General features: G+C 45.1%; 1 protein-coding gene. It reads left to right on the top strand.

Annotated features, from left to right (window positions below; translation table 11 throughout):
• Positions 1–39: 39 nt before the first annotated feature.
• Positions 40–608: response regulator (locus A3761_RS05565; protein ID WP_156491634.1), on the top strand; the 569-nt coding region annotated here is incomplete at its 3' end.

Here is a 608-nt window from a genome sequence, read left to right as displayed (position 1 = left end):
CTGCAATCTTTATCGCTACGGGGGCGCTTGTTAGATTCGATGAGTGTCACTGTATTAGTTGTAGATGATTCTGGCTTTTTTCGGAAACGGGTTTGTGAAATTCTAAGCTTGGTTTCTGAAATCAAGATCGTTGGTACTGCGTCAAACGGGCGTGAAGCAATTGAGCTCGTAAAGAAATTGTCCCCTGATGTGGTCACCATGGATTACGAGATGCCTGTTATGGATGGCGTTACAGCTATTCGCCATATCATGCAAGAATGCCCTACATCTATTCTAATGTTCTCATCTCTTACCTACGAAGGTGCTCGTGTAACGCTAGATGCGCTAGAAGCTGGAGCGGTCGATTTTTTACCAAAGAATTTTGAAGATATCGCTCGCGATGCAGGGAAAATGCAAGAGGTTCTGAAGAAAAGAATCCTGGCTATTGCAAAAAAGAGTGGAACTTCTCAAAGTGGCTCGGTTAGCAGCGCTAGCTCACTAAACCCAGAGGCTTCATCCAGTATACAAGCAAGTGAGAGTTCAAGTGTTTTAAAGCGTAGAGCAGTGAGCGGACGCCCAAGCACTACAAATAAAAGTGTGCCGTCACGCCCGGAAGTACAGAGTACTAA

The organism is Oleiphilus sp. HI0123 (assembly GCF_001635315.1).
This window is presented reverse-complemented; position numbering and strand designations above follow the sequence as displayed.